Below are 17,039 nucleotides of genomic sequence, written 5' to 3'. Positions count from 1 at the left end.
ATAGAACACACTGCAATTTCTTTTCCTTTGCTATGTTGAGTTTGATGAACTATCTTGTTGTTCATTTATTGATATCGTGTGCGCACAGCTCCTGAAGATGGCGGACGATGATTCGTTCAACGGTTTCCGGGGCGTAGATCTCCGGCCGAAGCAATGCGAGGATTGTTAAGCCTTCGATGACCGAGGCCAATCTAAAGGTTTCGAGCTCCATGTCCATCGATGAGGGAAGAAGTTCTGCCTTAGCCAGAAGATCGAGAACGGTTTTCGCCAGGTGGTGTAGCCCGTCCGTGAGCTCGTCCTTTTTATTTTGTAACGCCGGGCTCGTGAGGGAACGGATGGCGAATACCCACCAGACGCTGGCTGCCGTTCGTTTGTCCGAATCCATAGGGAGGAGTTCTAAAAGCACTTCCAGTGCAGCTTTCATCGGAATACGGCTTATCTCTATCCCTTTTGCTCTGTCGGCTCCTCTCGTCAAATAATAATCCACGATAAATAGAAGCAGCTCATCCTGCGTTGAAAAATAATGCCGCAAGGCCCCAGGCGACACCCCTGCCGCAGCGGCGACGGCGCGGATTGACGCATGCTCGATCCCTTCTGTTTCAATAATTCTCCATGCCGATTCGGCAATCCGTTTTCTTTTTTGGTCATGGTCCACAATTTTCGGCACGGATCAACGCCCCTTGATTTATTTTAACACACTGTATTATTATAAAAAGCACAGTGTGTTATTTAGTTTTTTTAGTTATACCGCGTTCGTAGTTACCAAGTCAAGGAAGCTGGACATTTGCGGGAGGGGATTTCGATGCAAGACCAACCTAATGGATTTCGTTTTCAATTGATCTGTTATAGCTGCAAAAGGGCATTTAATGTCTTCGAGGGCACTCCAGCTTATGACCGCGCGAAACGAAACCGAAATGGAATGGATTACTGCGAGGATTGCAAAAGCCGGATCGAGCTCGAAGCGAGGCTGCAGCTCGGAAGACGACTGTTGACCGGAAAGGATTAGAAACCACAGCACAGCACCACAAAAGTGCTTACTGCGTTCACTCCCCGCCATCAAGCCGCATGGTTATCGGCTAGTAAAATCAGCCTGGATACAACCTGCCGGTGAGGGCTTAGCCGATACCTTTCAAAACAGTTTTTCACAAATAAAAAACCGTGCTGCTAACGGCGCACGGTAAGGTTGTCTCACAAAGATAATTTTCGGATCTCAAACCGATCGTTCCGTGACTTGACTATATACAGCTCATTAAACCCCTCATGATAAGACGGCACCTGCAGTTTCTTCAAAGTACTTTTTATTCCGATCTCAGGCACCTTTTGTTTCCCTTCCCTCTTGTTGTTACGCTCATGGGACAACTCGTAATCGGGTTCGAAATAGTAACCAATGACCTGATAATGATGTCTTTTCACGAAATCGATGTATTTTTTTCGATCCTCCACTGTAGGATTCGTATTGTCTACTACAAAAGATTGCATGGTTCGGACGGATGCTTCTAGAAAAACGTTCTCCCGGTGTCTTGTTCTTAACATATCAAGGTTGATTCTCATATGAGTTGCAAAGAACTTTTCCTTGTAAAATGTCGATTTTCCGGAAGCCTGGATCCCAATAAAAATGACGCATTCCATGACGTTTTCCTTCCTGGCTAATGATGGTTAGTCGTAGGTCAGATCCAACTTGATCTATATCGTATCCCTTTTCACGAACCTTAATACGAGTCCCTTATCGAGTCATGCGGTCAGGTATACGGCGTACGAAACGTTCGGCCGCCTGAACGGCTTCCTGTCGGGCCTGCTCCAGAACTGTCTCTTTCGGTAAAACAGCGTTCCCCTGCGCCCGAATGATCTCGTAGCTGTCAAATCCCATAAAAGTAAACATCGACCGAAGATATTGATGGGAATACTCCACTTCCGTGTACCAGTTGTTATTGGTGTATTTCGATCCGCTTCCCTGAATAACGAGGACGTTCCGCCCGTCCTTGAGCAAGCCTACGGATCCCGAATGGGTATACGTGTCGAGCACCTTCAAGGTCACCGAGGAGGTGGATTCCACATCCGGATGGGCATTCAGAACCAGCATTTTATTCATCATGATGTATCCTCTCCTACTCATTTATAATTGTCGATAACAATAATCATCGATTAATCATGTCGACATTATACCGTTGTCAATCGCCTAGCGTTTGACATCAAAAATATTTGCTTTTAACATAGTGGTTAGTGAAATTTTCGGGAGGCAGGTGGCTTGTATGCAGTATAGTATCGGGGTCGAATATGCTTTGCATTGCCTCGTATATTTGATTGATCTCCCCGTCGACAGTCCGATCGGGATCAAGGAACTTTCCGCCTACCAGGGGCTGTCGGAGACGTATCTGTCCAAAATTTTCGGAAAGCTGTCCAAGGCGGGCATTGTGGACTCGGTACCAGGAGTCAAGGGCGGCTACAAATTGGCCAAAACCCCGGATGCAATAACTTTCTGGGACGTCGTGTCGGCCGTCGAAGGAGATCAGCCCATTTTTCAATGCCAGAACATTAAGGATAAAAATTATTTTTACCGGAGCAAGAAAGATAACGATACATGCGCTTCCTGTATCCCTTCGGATTGCTTGATCAATAACGTCATGCTGGATGCGGAGGAGAAAATGCGGGATTCTTTGCGAAGCCGGACACTGCAGTGGATGAACGAGGAACTGGAGCGAACCTTGCCCAAGGAAACCCGGGAAGATGCCCGTGCCTATTTTAAGAAAAATAAAGATTAAGTAGGCAGCGAATGAATCAGCCCGGTTTCTGCAGATGGATTAAAAATAAAAAAGCCGCATTGCTGCGGCTTTTTTAACTAAAGTATGTTCTTGTAATCTTGCGGTTTGCACCTTATGAATAGGCTATGCCCGCCAAAACGTTGTGCAGTCTGCCTTATCCAAAATGTTAAATTTGATCATTTTCTCAAGTAAGGAATAATCAACAGGACGATCCCACCGGATCCGTACCAACTCCTTGGTGTGATCATAGCCAGCTTGTCCAATTTCATTTGAAAAATGGAGAATCCCCGCCCTTTCAGGTGCAACAGCCAAATGATGTTTGGCAACACTGAAGCCAATAATAAATGTGCCGTGATCGGTAAACATGGGCTGATTCCACGCAATCTTTGGCATTAAATTTGGGAACGTCTTCGTGATCCAATCCAGTATTTCTTCCAATCGGGCACGATGCTCGGGGGTATCCATCCGAGTTAAATATTCCCTGAAAACTTCCATACAGTCCCCTCCTATATTTACGGTGTAGATACCGTTGAGCTGTCTACGTTCACGAGTAGTCCTTCACTGCAAATTTCCGCCTAGACGCAAACGCCTCGCTGGAAATCTGGAACGGGTTCGTGTTTGATCATCTTCTGTACGAACGGAAAAAGCCGCGGCATGCGGCTTTAAGTTTGTATATTTTCCTTCAGCTGTCCATTAGCCTTCCACAATATCCGCCCGCAAATCACCTGCAATTTCGATCATAAGGGGCACGACGTCTTGATGAGAGACGGCTACATACAATTCCCCCATATAGTGCCTAAAAGGAATGAGGGCATCTCCATGTTCCCACATAAAAAAATCCCCTTCGATCGACATGTTGCTCTCCTCGCCTTTGACAGTCAGCACCGTCTGATAAGTAAAATCAGCCTTGGATGCAAAGTATGCCCGGCACTCTTCCACTGAAATGTCTTGATCACTGGAATCCGGCTGCATCGATCTCGTAATTCGAAAGCGTTGATTCATAAATATCCTCCAAAAGTAAATGACCTTCTTGTATCCTCCCCTACCTTAATGGTTAAGCGGATCACTGTCAATGGAGGTTCGAAGGCTATCCGCCTTCTATTGAACCGCGGAGAACCTGCGGGAGATGTTCCTGTATTTCGTAGGTGAGATGCCTTTTTTAGCCGTAAATTGCTTGATCAAGTAAGTGTCATACTCAAATCCCGCTCATCCTCCCTGACGTCATGAGAATTAGAGTATAGTAGGAAACGTGGGATGGGAGCGAGGTAAAGGGCCTGACCCTCTGCCCATCATTCTTACTCTCGGTTGGCCCGACAGTTACCTTCGTTACGAAAAGATCATTCCTCTGCTTACGGATCCAGCCAGCCGCGACGGTAACCCTGAGGACTCATTTGATGTGAACGGATCAGGCAAAGCTGTCCGAGGAAGAACTGAAATATAAGAACAACGCGTTGGAATGGATCGCTCACGAGGCAGACATCTTGTCACCCCCCCAAGAGTGGGCTGCCGCAACTTAAATATAACCCGCTGGACTTCGCTGCCCCGTGGCGGACATTTTACCGCATTGGAAGAGCCCGAGCTCTTGGCACAGGATATTCGTGCCTTCTACAATCCTTTTAGAGTAAAAACGAATCATTAATATTCATTTAGACCCAATACGTGCATACAATCTTCTTCTCCAATGACTCTTCAGGGCATGTGTCGTCTGCGCCGTTCGGCACTCATCCACTCTGGAGTCCAGGTTTGCTCTTTGTCATCGATCCGTTTGCCCGGCGGAACAATGGCATCAATCGCATCCAGCACATCCGGACCGAGCCTCAACTCTGCACCGGAAATATAGGCTTTTAATTGCTCTGAAGTGCGTGGTCCCCATAGAGTTGATGTGACGGATGGATGACTTTGGGTAAAAGCTATTGCCATATCCGCTAGCAAAATCCCCGCTTCATTTGCCAGCTGCTGCAGCTTTTCAATAATCATAAACTTATATTCATTTTCAGCTAGCTCAGGATCTAGCGTATCTGCATATCCTTTTAATGCGGCGGCGCGCGAATCGTTTTGTGCAGCTTGACCAGCCTTGTATTTTCCAGTTAGTAAGCCACCAGATAAGGGACTGTACACAAATAGAGAAAGGTCATATTGTTGTGCGACTTCAGCAAGTTCAAATTCCATTCGCCGATTGATCAGAGAATATGGGGTTTGCTCACTTACAAATCGCTGAATATGATATCGATCACTAATGGCTTGGGCCTGAACCATTTGCCAACCCAAGTGGTTTGAAGTGCCGATATGATGAATTTTCCCTTCTTTAACTAAATCGTTCAACGTTAATAGAATCTCCTCATAAGCAACAAATTCAAAAGGAAGATGAAGTTGATAAAGGTCTATGTATTCGGTCTGCAAACGTAATAGACTTTGTTCAACAGCAGTTCGTATCCAACGACGAGATGCACCACTATGATTTAATTCTTGAGCAGCCTCCGCACCAAATTTAGAAGCTAATATGACATTATGCCGCCTGTTCTGAAGTGCTTTTCCGATAATGCGTTCTGATTCCCCATTTCCGTATCTGTTAGATGTATCAATCAGATTGATGCCAAAGTCCAAGGCTTCATCAATCATTTTTATGCTCTCTTCTTCGCTTGCCCTTGCTCCAAAACTGGATCCGCCTAATGCAAACGCGCTGACTTTTGTACCCGTCTTTCCAAGATATCTATATTCCATGGTTTTCCTCCTTTAATGTAAAGCCCAAAGCTAATGAACACGTGTTGATTAAGGCTATGGAAGCAATTATAATCAAGCATAACGAGGGGATCAATGCACATAAAAGGCCAAGTGTTGATTAATAGATACAACGTCAAAAGTGTTGATAAACATTTCATAATAGGTGGGGGATACCATTGATCGCAAATAGTACGGATTTGAGAGTGACCCGCAGTCGCATGTTAATGGAGGATGCATTGTTGTATATTTTAGAGAACAAAGGTATTAAAGCGCTGACCGTTAAAAGCCTTTGTGAAACAGCAGGAATTAATCGAGGCACTTTTTATTTGCACTATAAAGATATTTTTCATCTGATTGAGGAAACAGCGTTTATTCAAGAATTATTGAGTGTATTCGAACCTCTCAACCTTCAGGAGTTGAGGCACTTTCCTGATCATGAAGAAGCTTATCCGCCTATTACCAAAGCCTTTCAATACATGCATAAGCATGCCAGCTTTTTTAAAGCACTATTCCATTCGGCAGCTCCAGCAGAATTAAAAGAACGGCTTCAGTATTTAGTAGGCACACGTTTGTATGAAAATCTGAAACGAGATCAAGCTGATAATTCCGAAAGCCTATTTACTGATTATGCCATTGCTTATTTGGGAAATGCACAATTTGGAATGATACAACATTGGTTTACGACGGATCGTTCCATTCCTCCCGAAGATATAGCGAGAATGTTGACCAGATATATACGAAATATACCATGTCTTGATAACAACGGTTGAAATTGTAAGTTATACAATGTTCTTAATCGTTCCAATGGTATTTACCTAAAACCAAGAACATCTTAACCTATTAGTTGTTTATAATATATGAAGTTTACTTAAAGATTGGAGGAATTCAATTGGAGGACATCATTAAGGAATATGCCTCAGGATACGAAATGCTGCGTGAGGCCATCGAAGGATTAACGGAGGAGGGGCTTCGTTACAAGCCTGCACCGGACAAATGGAGCATTCATCAAATTCTCATACACGTGGCAGATTCAGAGATGTCTTCTACATCTCGACTTAAAAAAGTGTTGGCGGAGGATGAGCCGACCCTGATTTCATTTGACCAGGACGCATGGGCGAATAACTTAGGTTATGATTTATTGGACCGCGAGCAGTATCTGCTACTGTTCAAGCTGCTGCGCCTCAGTATGCAGACCATTCTAGACAATCTGACCAGTGAACAAACCGAGCGAGTTGGAGTATATGTCGACCAGGCGCGATTCAACTTTAAGCAATTATTGGTATTTCGAGTCGAACATGTCCGTGGTCACCTTGCTCAAATTGAAAGGGTAAAGAAGGCCTATCGCGAGAGCCAAGGATCTTGATTAACCAGGTGGCTTTTCTTGATGTGGCATTCATTTATAACGATTCTGGCGCCCTGGACTTTTCGGAAGATTGGCTGGAGGGCTTTATTCAAAAATTTCGTTCATACCATGTTATGTAAATCGCCTCCGCTTGACCAATCCGGTATCTATTTCATCCGATGTTCATGTAAATTAAAATACAAAAAAGCCGCAGCTTTGCGGCTTTTTCATAAGTAGTTTAATACTCCTTCTTTATGACAAAAAACGAGCCCCGGATCGTTCCGGCCAATTTAGACTTCTGCCGGGCAAACTTAAATTTCCCTTCCAGCTCCTTCGGTTCCTCCATCCCGTCCGAAAGCTTAAAACCAACGGCCCGCTTCTTCGGGTCATCCACCGTATACATCACATTGAGCCCCAGACCATCTTCATAAAAGACGTAGGTGAATTGAATGTTTTCGACTTGAAAACGTGATGTTTCCAAAGGCTTGGCTGCAAACTCGAGATCACGTTCTTCTTTCAAAATCCGGTTCACATAATCAAGGGTCTCCTGACTTTCGCTGGCAGGTACGACCGTAAATTCGTGCTTATACTTGTTCATGAAGTAACGGGCCTCATTCGCACGCAGCCCAGCAAGCGCCTCCGCTACGGGAGAAGACTCAACACCAACGGTAGACACGTCTTTAAAATCAACGATATACGACATTTCCATCCCTCCAAAAAGTTTTGCGAGGCGTTACACCTAAGCTACGGGCAAAACTCGCCTCGGTTACGTCACGATCTACTTACTTCTTAACAACAGGAATCCACATTTCGCCGAATACGACGCCGTCTCGCTGCCCCATCTCAACCGATGCATTCGGTCCTCCAACATAAGCAAAATCTTTCGCAGCCGGCAGCACTTGACCAAAGGCAACGCCAGCAAGCTGATTGCTCAGTTCATCGGACGTCGCCGCTTCCCCTTTAACTACGAGGTATTCCCCCTGAGGGAATTGAATCATTCTTGTCGCCTCTGGCAGCGATGCATCCGTCATAACGCCGGCATAGTACATCATCTTGTTGTTCACCGCTTCGTTCACGGCAAAAATGTAATCATTTGCGGCGATGGATTTTAACGTGTCCAGCCTTCCGTCTTCTTCGACGGCCGACCAGAAGTCCGCCTTTTCCTTGTTGATGCCGGCGAAGTCTGTGTAATCGCTCTTCAGTTCCGTTCCAATCCCCAAAACGATAAAGCTGTCCTTTTCTTCCAACGTAAATTGTGTCATATTGGATTACCTTCCTTTTTTAAAATTTGTTCAAATGATTTGTGTTTTCACTTGATGGGTTTATAATAACTTTAAATCATGTCAAAAAGTGATACTGTTTAGGAGACTCCGATGAAAAAAGTTGAACGGATTAATATCATCATGCGGTACATCAACAACCGCGCCCACTTTACCATTTCTGAAATCATGCAGGAATTTAACATCTCCCGATCGACGGCGATCCGGGATATCCGGGAAATTGAAGCCATGGGGATGCCGCTTGTTGCTGAAGTAGGCAGGGACGGAGGGTATTTCGTCATGAACAACTCGATCCTGCCCACGGTCCGCTTTACCGATACCGAAATTAAAGCCTTGTTCATCGCCTTCATGGCCACCAGAAATCAGCAACTCCCTTATTTGAAGAGCCGCCAGTCGCTGGCCGAAAAATTGCTTGGTCTGATTTCGACAAACCAGCAGGATGACCTTGTCCTTTTGAATCAAATCTTACTGTTTGAAGGGACCAACCCCAACAACCCCGACCTGCTCGACCTGTCGGACCTCCCCCATCCGATGCTGGAAAAGCTCATCCAAATCCTTCTCATGAACAGCTATTTATTGGTCAGCTTCCAAGAAGGGAAGGAAAACAAATCCTGTCCCATTTATCTCCTGCACCTCTATCGGGAGAAAAGCGTGTGGCTGATCGAAGGATTTGATTTGAAGGCAGAAAAGAGGAGGATTATTCCTGTTGATGATCTGACCAATGTAGAGCCATACCCTTTGAAAAAAAGAATAAGTAAAAAAAAGATCCAGGAACAGCTGCGTAAGCAAGATGAGGTCATCAACCTGGTGCTAGAACTGGGGCCAAAAGCAATTGCGCAGTTCAGGAAATACCATCCTATCAAAGTGTCCCTTTCCTATACGAATCCTTACCAAACGACAGCTATATTAAGGACCTATATTCATGTTGATAAATCCGAAGAAATAACCGAATTAACCAATTGGCTGTTGTTCCTGGGGGGAGATGTCAAGGTCAGGGAGATGCCAAGAGAAGTCTTGGAGGTGATCCAGGAAAGAATGGGCTTGTACCTTCCGTAAACTGACCTGGTAAAACCCAAATCTTTTCAGTCTGGCATGAAGAATTATCGTTTTTCAGTAAATTTCTTTAACACACGATTGCACTGTCTAATAAACTCAATGATGAACTCAAGTTCCTTATCATCATAATTAGATAGCAGTTGATTCATTTCCGCTGCAAATGAACTGAAGAGCGGGATGATGTTCTTTTCCGCATTTTCTTGGTTCATGCAAATGTTGACCCTTCTCTTGTCTTCCGGATCTTGTTCACGAAAAATGTAGCCTACCTTTTCCAGCCTGTCCAAAACGCCCGTAACCGCCCCCGTTGTCAATCCAGTCAATGTAGCAAGCTGACCGGCCGTAAGGGGTTGGTTCTTCATAATGACATCCAAGCATTTGTGATCCGTGGAATTGATTCCTAACTTTGCAGCAATGGCTTGGTGAAACAGGATCGTTGCCGTACTGTTATTCCTTAATTCTTCAGTAAGAATATTGATGTTTTTGCTTGTTGACATAAAAATCATCCTCTTTTATATTTATCTTATCTCGTGAGATAAAATGTTTTTGCTGCTTACATTGTATCAATAAAATTGCTGATAAGCAAATGAAAAGAGGCTGATGAATATGTCCCGAATTTCAGTAGCGATTGCTGGCGCCGGGTTAAGCGGATTGTGTTTGGCCCATTCGTTACTTCGCGCCGGGTTCGATGTCTATGTGTACGAAAGTGATCCGGAACCGTTTGCCCGCCGCCAAGGATATCGGGTCACGCTAGACGAGTACGGGATAACAGGTCTTCAAAAGTGTCTTCCGCCGCGTTTATTCGATTTGTTTTTGGCCACCACATCGCCCACTGATGAAGATTCTTACTTTCGAGTTACAAATCAGGACCTTGGAGAGGTCTTCAAGCTCACATTCAAAGGGGATCGGAGCGGTACCGATTTACGAACGCCGCGTCAAACCGATCGCCAAACCCTGCGTACGATTATGCTCGAAGGGCTGCAGGATCGGATTCATTATGGAAAAAAGGCCGTTCGAGCCGATGCGGCGGCGGATGGCGCCACCCTTCACTTTTCTGACGGTAGTTATACACAGGCTTCACTCGTCATTGGTGCCGATGGTGTAAATTCGGCATTACGGAAACAGCTGCTGCCCGACTGTGACCCGGAGGATGCGAACAGCTGGGGAATTTATGGCCGCACGCCTCTTCTCCATAACGGGCAGTCCATCGTTCCTGCTCCACTGAAAACGAGCGGCGTATACGCCATTGGAAAAGCGGGTAACGGCTTTTTCTTTACGACGATGAACTTCCGTGAAGCCCCGCAAGCGGCTTTTTCTCGATTTGGAGCAGAGCAATTACCTCCTATTTCTGACGATTATGTCATGTGGGCTCTTCTCCTGCCAAAAGAACGGTTTCCGGTATCTCAAGAGAAACTTGATACCGAGATACTGCATCGCTTTGCGCTAGAGTCTGCCCTGGACTTTCATCCCTTGCTGCGGCGGTTCGTGAACCAAGCCGACGCAGATTACACCATGCTGGTCAAATTAAAAGCGGCCAGGAAGCCGTCTTCCTGGCCGGTATCCCCAATCACTTTAATGGGCGATGCGGTACATGCCATGCCACCCACTGGATCTCATGGAGGCAACACAGCCCTACGAGATGCAGCTCTTCTCGCTGAAAAACTTAAAGCGGCAGTATCCCGAGGTGAATCTTTAGAGGAAGCCATTGCATCTTATCAAGCGGAGATGAGCCAGTATGCATTTCGTGAGGTTGAAGCCGCCAAGGGGATGCTGAAGCGCTTCTCCATTCATAATTCATTCATGAGCTGGGCCATGTTACGTGCAGTGCCCTGGATTCGTTCCTTTAAAAACAAGCCGTTAACAGCAACAGAATAACTCGACAACGCCAGCTATTCCAATATTTCCATGTACCCTTCAGTTCCATTCACACGAATTCGCTGTCCGTCTTTGATGAGTTTGGTCGCATGATCTACCCCGACAACGGCCGGCAGGCCATATTCACGCGCGATCACGGCTCCATGAGTCATCAGGCCGCCTACTTCCGTGACCAAACCTTTGATGGATACAAACAAAGGTGTCCAGCTTGGATCCGTAAAAGCGGTGACCAAGATATCTCCTTCTTCCAGAGCAGCATCTTCCATGTTTAAAATGACACGGGCACGTCCCTCGATCACACCGGAAGAAACCGGCAGACCTAAAATCGCATCGGCCGGGAGATTTCCCCGTTTGTACGAACCTGTAAACATTTCACCATCAGACGTGATGACACGCGGCGGGGTCAGTTTTTCATATAATTTGTACTCGCCTTTTCGTTTGCTGATGGTCCGATCATCCCGTATATTGGTGCGAACGGCTTCGTGAAGCTCTTCAAAAGTAAGGTAGTATATATCTTCGATATCATGGATCACGCCGGCTTGCACGAGTCGTTTTGCTTCTTTCAGTAAAGCCTGCTTATATACGAAATATCGACTGACCCAGCCATATTTAGGGTACTCCCGATACCCGATGAAATTCCGGACGAGATCGATCATCCGTTTCGTTTCTTTGGCTTTTTGATCGCCATCCGGCAACTGTCTTAACCGATTTAACAATTCTTGTTCTTTGGCCAAAGCTTCCTGGCGACCTTGCTCGAATTTCCGACGGCTTTCATGAAGCTCAAAGTTTTTGATATTGCTCAGGATCAATGGGACCAGCGTAATCGGTTTTTCGCTCCAACGGGTACGCGTGATGTCAATTTCTCCAGCACACCGCATGCCGTATTTGCTGAGGTAATCAGTGATAGCTGCTTTGGCTTCCCTTCCACCATCAAATTCTAACAGTTCATCCAGAAAGTTATCTTCTGTTACATGCTGCAAATAATCAATCACTTCCGGATAAGGGCGAATCACATCCGCGACATCCAGCAGCGCCAAGCCCATTTCCGAAGTAATATTGTTTGGCACGGATTGAGAAAGCGTGTCGGCTGCATTTTTTTCGCCTAACCACTTGTTCATATGTTCATTGATCCAAAATGTAGCATTTATAGCAGACATAAACACAGCCGTACTTTGCGGATCAAATAAAATCTTCCTTAATTCCTGGATGTCTTCGAGGATGAAATCAAACAATTCTGCCCCGGATTTGGTTTGGATCTTTTGTTTTAAAGCTGTTATGGAGGCTTGATTCCGCTGGATCAAATCAGAAACGATAGCCGGATCGTTCTCGAACGGTGTCGGCTTATCCGAGTTACTTTTGACAGGGACGGGTGCTGTTTGATCATTTGGCAACAATTTTATAAAATCTCGCTCTATGATGGTCTTGATTGCACCTATGAAGAGCGGATCGGATTCCAGGGTTTTTAATAAAGCTTCCCGGCCGGCAGTGGTAGTCAGCCTAGGTGCAATATCAACGAACAACCTCCCGCCGGCGGTACGCATTGGTGCAGGAGTAATTAACAAGTAAAAAGACAATCCCAACGGTTTTATAGGGTCTGTCATCATTTGTTGATGTCCAACAGATAGATAGATGTGATTATCTTGATCATTCGCTTCAGGGATCGGATATAGCGTCGTGATTGGCCGGCTCTGTACAATATAAAACGTATTGTCAGCCAAGCACCATTCAATGTCTTGCGGCTGGCCGAAATAAGCTTCGATCTGTCTTCCGATACGTGCCAGCTGTACAATGTGTTTATCGGTAAGGGTTTGAGCCTTTTGCTGTCCCGGATTGATTTGGCGTGTTTCGGTTCCGCCTTCTTTTCGTCCATAGATTGCCAATGTTTTGGCTGCTATCCTTTTTTCAATAATTTCCTCGTCCTGCACTTTATAATGATCGGCGGATACCAAGCCGGAGACCAGCGCTTCCCCAAGCCCGAAACTGGCATCGATGGACAGCTGCTTCCGGTTCCCGCTCAGTGGATCAGCGGTAAACAAAATTCCGGAAGCCTGCGGGAATACCATTTTTTGTACGATAACGGATAAATATACTTGACGGTGATCAAATCCGTTTTGCATACGGTAAATGACAGCACGATCCGTAAATAAGGAGGCCCAGCATTTGCGGATATGCTCCAAAATGGCTTCTGTTCCGACGATATTTAAATAAGTATCCTGCTGACCCGCAAAAGAGGCGTGCGGCAAATCTTCAGCAGTTGCACTGGAACGAACAGCATAAGCGTGTTCTTCACCAAATAAGGAGAGATAATGAGTCACTGCCTCCACGATATCGGATGGTATGTCTGCATCCGTAATGGTTTGCCGAATCTTCCTGCTGATCTCACCGATTTGATCTCGATCATCTGCGCTTAGCAAGGACAGCTGATGGAGCAATGCATCGTATGTTTCATTTTGGGCGATCGCTTGTTGATATCCCGCTGTTGTAACGCAAAATCCTTCCGGTACTTGTATGCCTGCAATCTTTGATAATTCTCCTAAATGGAGCCCTTTTCCGCCAACGAGAAAAAGCTGCGATTTTTCGATTTCCTGAAACCCGAGAATCAATGAACTCATTCGACCATCTCCCTACCCATCAGATTGATAAAAAAACCTTTGACAAGAGCTCAACTGGCATGTTATATTTAAAATGCAAGATAAGATACTTATGACTTTATAACATAAGTCAGTCGTGATCTGATTATATCATCACGTCTTTTTTTGTGCAATAAGAAAGAACCTGGGAATCTGTCCAGGTTCTTTTTTTGATTTCAACATTCCAATCTGAGGGTTGATATCGTCATTCAAGGCGTTCCACCGCGTTCCATTGCCTTTCGTTCACTCGGACTCGTCTCTGAATTTCCGTTATTGTTCGTCCGCGCTGGGTCCGTACATCCCAGGAACGGATATTTCGAGCAGTCGCAGATAGACCGTCAACTGTCCCCGATGATGATACACATGATTGAACATCAGCGTGCGGGCCATGTCGATCCGTGGCGCTTCCAAGATGGTTTCTCCTTTGCTGACGAGCTTCCAGGTATTCCTTAGCCCGACTTCTCCCCATTCCCGAAGCTTGCTCTCGGCAAGAGACACGCTCCATTCCAGTACTTCGAGCAATTCTTGCCGGGTGGTCGGCTCCGGCAGCGGAACGACCGGAACTTCGCTGACCGCCTCGTTCAGCAATAGAGCCAGCCCCCCTTGAACTCCCGCAGCATGCAGAGCGAGCTGTCCTAGAGACATCGACCTGGGGTGCGGCCGCCAAGAAAGTTTGTCCTCAGGCAACCTTTCAAGAAGCAAGCGTGTCGATTCGGCTTCCCTTTTTAATTCTCGGATCCAATCTTCAATCATGTTCACGGTGATCTCCTCCTCTGGCCAACGCCATTTATCACCTTCATCCTATAACGCCATGCGTGGGAAGGTTTCTTCAGGATTGCGGAAATCGTGACTGTCGGGGGCCTGACGAACCTCTTTGCGATGCTGGACTTTAGTCGAGGTCAGATACGTGCTGCGGTCGGGTCCGAATCACAGCGTTATCCGTTACAATATAATAAAGCAAGTACTTGGAAGGAGCGATGGATCATGAATTACGAGCATAAAGTACAAAGGGAAGTGGCCGATTGGGAACATAAAATGTTCAAACCGCCGGGATGGATGGAAAAAACATCGAAAACCATCAGCAATCGTATCAACCATTTCATTCCCGCGAAGGTGCAAAGTGTCATAACGACCACCATACGATCGATCGTGCGCACGGCTTTGTTCGGTGCGGAATATACGCCTAGCCGTCCGGTGCAAAGCACTCTAACTCTGGAATCTGCCGATCAAGAGGCAAAAGAATTGTTTGCCCTGTACCAAAAAATTGCGGTTGCCGAAGGTGCTGGAACGGGAGCTGGCGGCATCATCCTTGGCATGGTAGATTTTCCGGCTCTTATTGCGATCAAGATGAAATTTTTGTTCGAGCTGGCGCATGTTTACGGTTATGACACGAAGCACTTCTCCGAGCGGGTATTTATTCTCAAGATATTTCAAATGACATTTTCAGGGGTGGATAACCGCGCCAGGCTGCTCGAATCCGTCAAACATTGGCATATGGAAAAGGAACAATGGCTATCCGACGCCGAGCACTCCCGTAATATGGACTGGGAGACTTTTCAGATCGAGTATCGCGATGCGATCGATTTCCGGAAAATGCTGCAAATGATGCCAGGGATCGGCGCGATCGCAGGGGCCTGGGCGAATTACACCATTCTTGAGGAGCTGCGCGAATCCGCCATGAACGCTTACCGTCTGCGCAGACTGCACGATGATTTCGAGGTTTGATCGTATTGACTTCTATTTTCTTGGTACAGAGAGGTCCTTCACTTGTTGCTTGCAGCCCATGCGTCCAGCTGCCTTTGTTTTTCAGCGATCACTTTATCGATTCCGGCTGATTTTAATGCTGCATTGAATTTCGGCAAGTTGACATCCGGATCCAGAGTCCCTGTCTCAAGCGCCTTGGAATATTGCTGAACGACATTCTGGATCGCGGCCAATTCGGTTTTGACCGGCTCCGAGTTATAGGTGAATCCGAGCGCTGCAGACTTCTCCGCGCTTTGGTTAAACGCCTCCATTTGCTTCCATATATCGGGACTGTCCGTCGACCACGGATAAGACAGCAGCTGATTTCCGAACATCCAGCCTTGTCTCATGTTGTAGCCGCTGTTCGTTGCATCCACACCTTCCGGAAAGTCAATCGTCCCGTCTTCCTTCACCTGATAATGTTTGCCTTCGATCCCCCAATCCAGCAAATTGATGATTTGTTTGTCCGAGTAGAGCAAATTCAGAAACATCATCGACCGCTCGGGATTTTTGGATTTGGCCGCAATGGCAAGCATCGCGTTCATAATCGTCAGCGTATTCATTTTGGGCGGCGCGAGTGCGACTTCCGTCAGCTCTTTGCCAGCCCATGCTCCCGTTTGCGTCGTAATCCCCGGTTTGCCCTTATTCGGTGTCGCGAACCCGATGTTTGCCTTGATATAATCCCGGCCGGTTTGCGAGGTCGTTGCTATGTCCTTGGGGATGTATCCAGCTAGAAACCATTTGTGAATCAACCCGATGAACTTCGCATATTCCTCGCTCTCATACAAATTGACGACCTTCAGCTGATTCGGATCTGTAAGCACACCGATCATGTCACCCAATGGATCAATCGTCGTTTGCAGCAGTGGATAGGCAATGGAACCTCCGCCCGACGCTTTACCCAGCATATTGGCTTCCGGATGCTTCTTTTTAACGCTTGCAAAAATCGGCTCCAAATCCTCTACCGTCTTCACTTGGCTGACGTCAATATTGCTTTCTTTTAACCAATCCGTTCGCATCAGAATAGTCGGATAAGCTGCAAAATCCCGGATCGTTGGAACGCCATATATTTTGCCGTCAATTTTTGCCGCAGCCAGTACGTCCGGATCGAAGGCTGCCAGAATATCCTGGCCGTGGGACTGAAGCAGGTCGTCGATGGGCAGCAGCTTCTTTTGCGCGACTTCCGAAATATACTGGTCCTCCCCTGTAAACACCAGATCGATTTTCTCATTGCCGGAGAACATCAACACTTTTTGCTGCGTCCACGCAGCTGCCTCGATGCGTTTCAGCTTGACGGTTGCATTGATTTTTTCTTTCGTGATCTTGCTGATTTCCTGCTCTACAAGACCAAGATCACGCTGATCCGGTCCCCAAAAAGCGATGGTGATCTCGTAAGGGGCAAGCTTACCGTCACCAGACCCTTCCTGCGTTGACGCCGACGGCTCCTTGTCACCGTTTGAAGAGGAGCTTGAACATCCGCTTAAAACGACGGTAACAGCCAGCACGAAGAACAACAAGGAATGAACCGACTTTCTCCACATACGCACCAGACCTCCCAGGATCTTCAATATGGAATCTCGACGCTTGTAGCTGAAGTGCAGCAGAAAGGGTAACGAATGCCGCTGTACAGCGGCAT

At 46.4% G+C, this 17,039-nt stretch carries 18 protein-coding genes; 6 read left to right on the top strand and 12 right to left on the bottom strand.

Features of this window, described 5'->3' with window-relative positions:
- Window positions 1-61: 61 nt before the first annotated feature.
- The 3 genes from FHS19_RS14090 to FHS19_RS14080 all read right to left on the bottom strand — a co-directional run bounded on the left by FHS19_RS14090 (window position 62) and on the right by FHS19_RS14080 (window position 2,092).
- Entirely contained in the window at window positions 62-667 is a 606-nt protein-coding gene (locus FHS19_RS14090) for a TetR/AcrR family transcriptional regulator (protein WP_183582408.1), read from the bottom strand.
- Window positions 668-1,188: 521 nt separating this feature from the next.
- Window positions 1,189-1,629, bottom strand: coding sequence for an AAA family ATPase (locus FHS19_RS14085; RefSeq protein ID WP_183582407.1), 441 nt, complete (start codon window positions 1,627-1,629; stop codon window positions 1,189-1,191).
- Between the two features lie 94 nt (window positions 1,630-1,723).
- A complete protein-coding gene (locus tag FHS19_RS14080; RefSeq protein ID WP_376771875.1) occupies window positions 1,724-2,092 on the bottom strand; it encodes an NAD(P)H-dependent oxidoreductase in 369 nt (122 codons plus the stop codon).
- Window positions 2,093-2,249: 157 nt separating this feature from the next.
- On the opposite strand from FHS19_RS14080, the gene FHS19_RS14075 reads away from it, so the two are divergent.
- Window positions 2,250-2,759, top strand: coding sequence for an RrF2 family transcriptional regulator (locus FHS19_RS14075; protein ID WP_183582405.1), 510 nt, complete (start codon window positions 2,250-2,252; stop codon window positions 2,757-2,759).
- 123 nt (window positions 2,760-2,882) lie between these two features.
- On the opposite strand, the gene FHS19_RS14070 is transcribed toward FHS19_RS14075, so the two are convergent.
- From FHS19_RS14070 to FHS19_RS14060, 3 genes are all read right to left on the bottom strand, one after another.
- Window positions 2,883-3,254 (bottom strand): iron chaperone, encoded by a 372-nt coding sequence (locus FHS19_RS14070; RefSeq protein ID WP_183582404.1) that lies wholly within the window; start codon window positions 3,252-3,254, stop codon window positions 2,883-2,885.
- A 198-nt stretch (window positions 3,255-3,452) separates the two neighbouring features.
- Complete coding sequence (locus FHS19_RS14065) at window positions 3,453-3,761, bottom strand: hypothetical protein (protein WP_183582403.1); 309 nt, start codon at window positions 3,759-3,761, stop codon at window positions 3,453-3,455.
- 687 nt (window positions 3,762-4,448) lie between these two features.
- Window positions 4,449-5,480 carry an aldo/keto reductase gene (locus tag FHS19_RS14060; protein WP_183582402.1) on the bottom strand — a complete coding sequence of 344 codons (1,032 nt, stop codon included), beginning with the start codon at window positions 5,478-5,480 and terminating at the stop codon, window positions 4,449-4,451.
- Window positions 5,481-5,656: 176 nt separating this feature from the next.
- On the opposite strand from FHS19_RS14060, the gene FHS19_RS14055 reads away from it, so the two are divergent.
- Window positions 5,657-6,250 carry a TetR/AcrR family transcriptional regulator gene (locus FHS19_RS14055; RefSeq protein ID WP_246426569.1) on the top strand — a complete coding sequence of 198 codons (594 nt, stop codon included), beginning with the start codon at window positions 5,657-5,659 and terminating at the stop codon, window positions 6,248-6,250.
- Between the two features lie 119 nt (window positions 6,251-6,369).
- Window positions 6,370-6,843, top strand: coding sequence for a DinB family protein (locus tag FHS19_RS14050; RefSeq protein WP_183582401.1), 474 nt, complete (start codon window positions 6,370-6,372; stop codon window positions 6,841-6,843).
- A 217-nt stretch (window positions 6,844-7,060) separates the two neighbouring features.
- Here FHS19_RS14050 and FHS19_RS14045 read toward each other — a convergent pair whose 3' ends face one another.
- Window positions 7,061-7,525 (bottom strand): DUF8821 family protein, encoded by a 465-nt coding sequence (locus FHS19_RS14045; RefSeq protein ID WP_183582400.1) that lies wholly within the window; start codon window positions 7,523-7,525, stop codon window positions 7,061-7,063.
- 79 nt (window positions 7,526-7,604) lie between these two features.
- Window positions 7,605-8,084 carry a GyrI-like domain-containing protein gene (locus tag FHS19_RS14040; protein ID WP_183582399.1) on the bottom strand — a complete coding sequence of 160 codons (480 nt, stop codon included), beginning with the start codon at window positions 8,082-8,084 and terminating at the stop codon, window positions 7,605-7,607.
- Window positions 8,085-8,195: 111 nt separating this feature from the next.
- On the opposite strand from FHS19_RS14040, the gene FHS19_RS14035 reads away from it, so the two are divergent.
- Entirely contained in the window at window positions 8,196-9,158 is a 963-nt protein-coding gene (locus tag FHS19_RS14035) for a helix-turn-helix transcriptional regulator (protein ID WP_183582398.1), read from the top strand.
- 44 nt (window positions 9,159-9,202) lie between these two features.
- On the opposite strand, the gene FHS19_RS14030 is transcribed toward FHS19_RS14035, so the two are convergent.
- The gene (locus tag FHS19_RS14030; RefSeq protein WP_246426568.1) at window positions 9,203-9,652 is read right to left on the bottom strand and encodes a MarR family winged helix-turn-helix transcriptional regulator; all 450 of its coding nucleotides are present in this window, start codon (window positions 9,650-9,652) and stop codon (window positions 9,203-9,205) included.
- Window positions 9,653-9,761: 109 nt separating this feature from the next.
- On the opposite strand from FHS19_RS14030, the gene FHS19_RS14025 reads away from it, so the two are divergent.
- Window positions 9,762-11,030, top strand: coding sequence for an FAD-dependent oxidoreductase (locus tag FHS19_RS14025; RefSeq protein ID WP_183582396.1), 1,269 nt, complete (start codon window positions 9,762-9,764; stop codon window positions 11,028-11,030).
- Between the two features lie 14 nt (window positions 11,031-11,044).
- On the opposite strand, the gene ppsA is transcribed toward FHS19_RS14025, so the two are convergent.
- Together ppsA and FHS19_RS14015 are read right to left on the bottom strand one after the other, a co-directional pair.
- Entirely contained in the window at window positions 11,045-13,642 is a 2,598-nt protein-coding gene (gene ppsA, locus FHS19_RS14020) for a phosphoenolpyruvate synthase (protein ID WP_183582395.1), read from the bottom strand.
- A 288-nt stretch (window positions 13,643-13,930) separates the two neighbouring features.
- Window positions 13,931-14,413 (bottom strand): DinB family protein, encoded by a 483-nt coding sequence (locus FHS19_RS14015; RefSeq protein ID WP_221223979.1) that lies wholly within the window; start codon window positions 14,411-14,413, stop codon window positions 13,931-13,933.
- A 231-nt stretch (window positions 14,414-14,644) separates the two neighbouring features.
- Between FHS19_RS14015 and FHS19_RS14010 the strand changes: the two genes are divergently transcribed.
- A complete protein-coding gene (locus FHS19_RS14010; RefSeq protein ID WP_183582393.1) occupies window positions 14,645-15,385 on the top strand; it encodes an EcsC family protein in 741 nt (246 codons plus the stop codon).
- Between the two features lie 38 nt (window positions 15,386-15,423).
- Here the strand turns inward: FHS19_RS14010 and FHS19_RS14005 are convergent, their stop codons facing one another.
- Window positions 15,424-16,944 (bottom strand): ABC transporter substrate-binding protein, encoded by a 1,521-nt coding sequence (locus FHS19_RS14005; RefSeq protein ID WP_183582392.1) that lies wholly within the window; start codon window positions 16,942-16,944, stop codon window positions 15,424-15,426.
- Window positions 16,945-17,039: the final 95 nt, after the last annotated feature.

The organism is Paenibacillus rhizosphaerae (genome assembly GCF_014192015.1).
In the GTDB taxonomy this organism is placed as follows: domain Bacteria; phylum Bacillota; class Bacilli; order Paenibacillales; family Paenibacillaceae; genus Paenibacillus_AQ; species Paenibacillus_AQ rhizosphaerae.
This window is presented reverse-complemented; position numbering and strand designations above follow the sequence as displayed.

Excerpts from the sequence above, each read along its gene's own strand:
- FHS19_RS14085 (WP_183582407.1), bottom strand. The coding sequence starts at position 1,629 with ATGGAATGCGTCATTTTTATTGGGATCCAGGCTTCCGGAAAATCGACA.
- FHS19_RS14080 (WP_376771875.1), bottom strand. The coding sequence starts at position 2,092 with ATGATGAATAAAATGCTGGTTCTGAATGCCCATCCGGATGTGGAATCC.
- FHS19_RS14075 (WP_183582405.1), top strand. The coding sequence starts at position 2,250 with ATGCAGTATAGTATCGGGGTCGAATATGCTTTGCATTGCCTCGTATAT.
- FHS19_RS14070 (WP_183582404.1), bottom strand. The coding sequence starts at position 3,254 with ATGGAAGTTTTCAGGGAATATTTAACTCGGATGGATACCCCCGAGCAT.
- FHS19_RS14065 (WP_183582403.1), bottom strand. The coding sequence starts at position 3,761 with ATGAATCAACGCTTTCGAATTACGAGATCGATGCAGCCGGATTCCAGT.
- FHS19_RS14060 (WP_183582402.1), bottom strand. The coding sequence starts at position 5,480 with ATGGAATATAGATATCTTGGAAAGACGGGTACAAAAGTCAGCGCGTTT.
- FHS19_RS14045 (WP_183582400.1), bottom strand. The coding sequence starts at position 7,525 with ATGTCGTATATCGTTGATTTTAAAGACGTGTCTACCGTTGGTGTTGAG.
- FHS19_RS14040 (WP_183582399.1), bottom strand. The coding sequence starts at position 8,084 with ATGACACAATTTACGTTGGAAGAAAAGGACAGCTTTATCGTTTTGGGG.
- FHS19_RS14035 (WP_183582398.1), top strand. The coding sequence starts at position 8,196 with ATGAAAAAAGTTGAACGGATTAATATCATCATGCGGTACATCAACAAC.
- FHS19_RS14030 (WP_246426568.1), bottom strand. The coding sequence starts at position 9,652 with ATGTCAACAAGCAAAAACATCAATATTCTTACTGAAGAATTAAGGAAT.
- FHS19_RS14025 (WP_183582396.1), top strand. The coding sequence starts at position 9,762 with ATGTCCCGAATTTCAGTAGCGATTGCTGGCGCCGGGTTAAGCGGATTG.
- ppsA (WP_183582395.1), bottom strand. The coding sequence starts at position 13,642 with ATGAGTTCATTGATTCTCGGGTTTCAGGAAATCGAAAAATCGCAGCTT.
- FHS19_RS14015 (WP_221223979.1), bottom strand. The coding sequence starts at position 14,413 with ATGATTGAAGATTGGATCCGAGAATTAAAAAGGGAAGCCGAATCGACA.
- FHS19_RS14010 (WP_183582393.1), top strand. The coding sequence starts at position 14,645 with ATGAATTACGAGCATAAAGTACAAAGGGAAGTGGCCGATTGGGAACAT.
- FHS19_RS14005 (WP_183582392.1), bottom strand. The coding sequence starts at position 16,944 with ATGTGGAGAAAGTCGGTTCATTCCTTGTTGTTCTTCGTGCTGGCTGTT.